This window comes from Streptomyces sp. NPDC037301 (assembly GCF_055602785.1).
The window spans coordinates 16,660-19,792 of sequence record NZ_JBVJWD010000081.1; the positions used below are offsets into that span (position 1 = coordinate 16,660).

General features: G+C 67.6%; 3 protein-coding genes and 1 pseudogene. 3 read left to right on the top strand and 1 reads right to left on the bottom strand.

Annotated features, from left to right (window positions below; all coding sequences use genetic code 11):
* Positions 1-277: 277 nt before the first annotated feature.
* Both ACZ7IB_RS45930 and ACZ7IB_RS45935 read left to right on the top strand, forming a co-directional pair.
* Positions 278-505: pseudogene (locus ACZ7IB_RS45930) on the top strand (ATP-binding protein); the annotation flags it as partial.
* A 293-nt stretch (positions 506-798) separates the two neighbouring features.
* Complete coding sequence (locus tag ACZ7IB_RS45935; protein ID WP_470921099.1) at positions 799-1,203, top strand: VOC family protein; 405 nt, start codon at positions 799-801, stop codon at positions 1,201-1,203.
* A 321-nt stretch (positions 1,204-1,524) separates the two neighbouring features.
* Here ACZ7IB_RS45935 and ACZ7IB_RS45940 read toward each other — a convergent pair whose 3' ends face one another.
* Positions 1,525-2,451, bottom strand: a complete 927-nt coding sequence (locus tag ACZ7IB_RS45940; protein ID WP_470921100.1) for an NADP-dependent oxidoreductase — start codon at positions 2,449-2,451, stop codon at positions 1,525-1,527.
* Between the two features lie 322 nt (positions 2,452-2,773).
* Between ACZ7IB_RS45940 and ACZ7IB_RS45945 the strand changes: the two genes are divergently transcribed.
* Complete coding sequence (locus ACZ7IB_RS45945) at positions 2,774-3,076, top strand: TetR/AcrR family transcriptional regulator (RefSeq protein ID WP_470921102.1); 303 nt, start codon at positions 2,774-2,776, stop codon at positions 3,074-3,076.
* Positions 3,077-3,133 lie beyond the last annotated feature (57 nt).

A 3,133-nucleotide genomic window follows, 5' to 3' on the forward strand; every position in this document is an offset into this window, starting at 1 on the left:
CGTTTCGACAGCAGTCCCTCGCTCCAGCGCCGACTTCTCGTCAACCCTCCCCCCCCCCCCCCCCCCCCCCCCCCCGGCCCGCATGCGCTATAGTTGATCTTGAGAGTTCGCCGCAACTCGCGGTAACTGGCGCTGCGTTGGTGGTTCAAGGAAAGACGCCCCGCTTCCCGTGGGGAAATGCAGGTGCAAGGCCTGCCCAGCGCTCACTCACGAAGCCCTTCCCTCCATGACGAATTCGAGGGGTCGTTGTAACACATGGTCGGTTGTTCAGGCCGCGAGCAGACTTCTCTTCCAGGTCCTGACGGAGCGCGAGGAAAAGAACAGCGTCGCCATCGCCTCCAACGGGTCCTTCGGCGGCTGGATCAAGACCTTCACCAACCCCCGTCTCTGCGCGGCCATCGTCGACCGCCTGACCTTCAACGGCACGATCATCGAGACCGGCACCGACTCCTACCGCCTCGCCAGCACCCGAGCCCGAGCCGAGGAGCCTGCCAAGGCCGGTTGATCCCTGCCGCTACCCGCTTCGACGGCCAGCCGCCCCGACCGGCGGCTGGCCGTCCCGCGTTCCTGACCACGGGGTCTGATACTGGCGGGCTCGCCTATTCAACTGTCGCCAGTTCTGGGTCCGATCTGGCGCGTTAGTGACGCTGTGTGGTCGTCATCGGCGACCGCTCGGGGACGGCTCTCGACGCCGTGAGCGGTGTCGCTTAGGATCATGGGCACGGCATCGCGTGTCGGTCACCGGCTGGGTGAGGCATGGAGGTGCCCGTGAGATTGCCTTGCGGAGGCATTCCACACATGTCAGTCGAGTTGAATCACACCATCATTCATGCCCGGGACAACCGGGAGTCGGCCGAGTTCCTGGCGCACATCTTGGGGCTTGAGGTCGGGACCGAGTCGGGTCCGTTCATTCCGGTGGCCACCAGCAACGGGGTCACCCTGGACTTCGCCGCCATCCCGGCGGAGTCGATCGTCATGCAGCACTACGCGTTCCTCGTCTCCGACGAGGAGTTCGACGCGGCCTTCGCGCGTATCCAGCAGGCCGGGATCACGTACTACGCCGATCCGCATCTGAAGCAGCCTGGAGAGATCAACCACCACGACGGTGGGCAGGGCCTGTACTTCATGGATCCGGCCGGGCACGGCATGGAGATCATCACGCGACCCTATGGCAGCCACGAGCAGACGCCGACGGCTTCGTGAGGCGGTGGCAGGCCAGGGAGTGTCCTGGCCTGCCATTCCGTGGCCTGGTTCAACTGCCGTGAGTTTCCTGCGGAGTCCAGCCTGCGGGTGACCGTGTGTGGTCGCCGGGGGCTTATCGGCTCCAGGTCCCGCCGTTCTCGTTGAGGAGTCGGGTGGTGGTCTTGTGGTGGTAGCCGCAGGCGTCTGCGACAACGGGGGCGGGCATATCCAAGACTTGCTGGCGGATTGCTGCGGTCCGGCCCAGGTCGCGCTGGCGAAGGCCACCGTAGCCGTGGCCGCCCTGCTGCGGGCCGCTGGTTGCGGGCCGAATCGTCCGCCGTGTCAGGGCACGGTGATTACGATCTTGCCGCGCGCGTGGCCGGTGGCGCTGACGTCATGAGCTGTGGCGGCCTCCTTCAGCGGGAACACGGCGTGCAGCGGGACGGTGAGGCGGCCGTGGTCGGCGAGGTCGGCCGCCAGCGGTAGTCCTGCCCAGCCCGGCGACTCTCCAGCTTCGGAGCGGGAGAACCGCACTCCGTGCCGGCTGGCGTCGAAGTCTGCGATGGTCACCACGCGGTGCGGGTCGCCGACGATGGCCACCAGTTCGGCCAGAGAGCCCTTACCAGCCGCGTCCAGAACCACATCGACACCGAGCGGAGCCAGTGGGGCAAGGCGATCGGCCAGCCCCGCCCCGTAGGTGACCGGTACGACGCCGAGCTGGTCGAGGAAGCCGTGATTGCCTTCGCTCGCGGTGCCGATCACGGCGAGGCCGCGGGCCTGGGCGAGTTGCGCGGTGAGGGTGCCGACACCTCCGGCGGCACCCTCGATCAACAAGGTCATGCCCTCGGCGGCTTCCAGGGCCTCCAGTACCCGCGTGGCCGTGTCGATATTGCCCGCGGCGCCACCCGCTTCCTCGAAAGACCATGACTGAGGCTTGGACGCCCACGCCTCCAGCACGGCGTACTGGGCCGCGGCGCCTCCCTGATCCACGAAGGGGACGAGGCCGAAGACCGCATCTCCCACGGCGGTGCCGGTCACTCCCTCTCCCACCTCGTCGACGATTCCCGCGGCATCCAAGCCGGGTATATGGGGGAAGTCCACGGTGGCGATGTCCCGCAGCATCCCTGAGCGCAGGTACCAGTCAGCAGGGGTGACGCCGGTGGCACGCACCGCGATGCGGACCTGACCGGGTCCGGCGTGCGGCTCTTCGACCCCCTCCACGCAAAGGACCTCGGAACCGCCATAGCGGTGGTACTGCACAGCAAACACGGACAACCTCCGTACACATGGCACGTCGTTCAGCAGGAGAACTCGCAGCCGCTCACCTCTGCGGCAGAGAGCTGACCGCGGGGCACCGCGGCACCAGGTCACGCTAACCCGCTAAACGGTCGGCCTCTTCCGTTTGTGATTAAGTGGGAGACATGCCTGCCCAACTGTCTCGGAACCCGCCCCCCTCCGCCTCCGGCCCCCCGCCCCGGGGCAGAGAGCCGACGCCCGGCACAACCGCGCCCGGCTCCTCCAGGCCGCCCGCGAGGCGTACGCCCTCAACGGCACCGACGTATCTTCCAGCGCAATCGCCCGCAGAGCGGGCGTGGGTGCCGCCACCTTCTGCCGGCACTTCCCGACACGCGGCTCGCTGATCGCCGCTGCGTTCTCCGAACAACTCAGCCAGTGCGTCGCAGCCCTCGACGAGGCCCTTCAGGACGACGATCCCTGGCACGGGCTTCGCAACGTCCTCACCAAGGTGTGCACGATGCAGGCCCAGGACCGCGGGTTCAGCGCCGCGTTCCTCTCCCAATTTCCAGACGCGCCCGACGTCCATCGTGAGCGTGCCCGCGCCGAGGCATGCCTCGCCCAGCTAGTGCCGCATCAGGCAACGTTTGCCCTGTTGTGATGTGACGCGCCGTCCGGATGCTGTGGTGGACGGCGCGTGGGCGTCATTCTGTCCGGG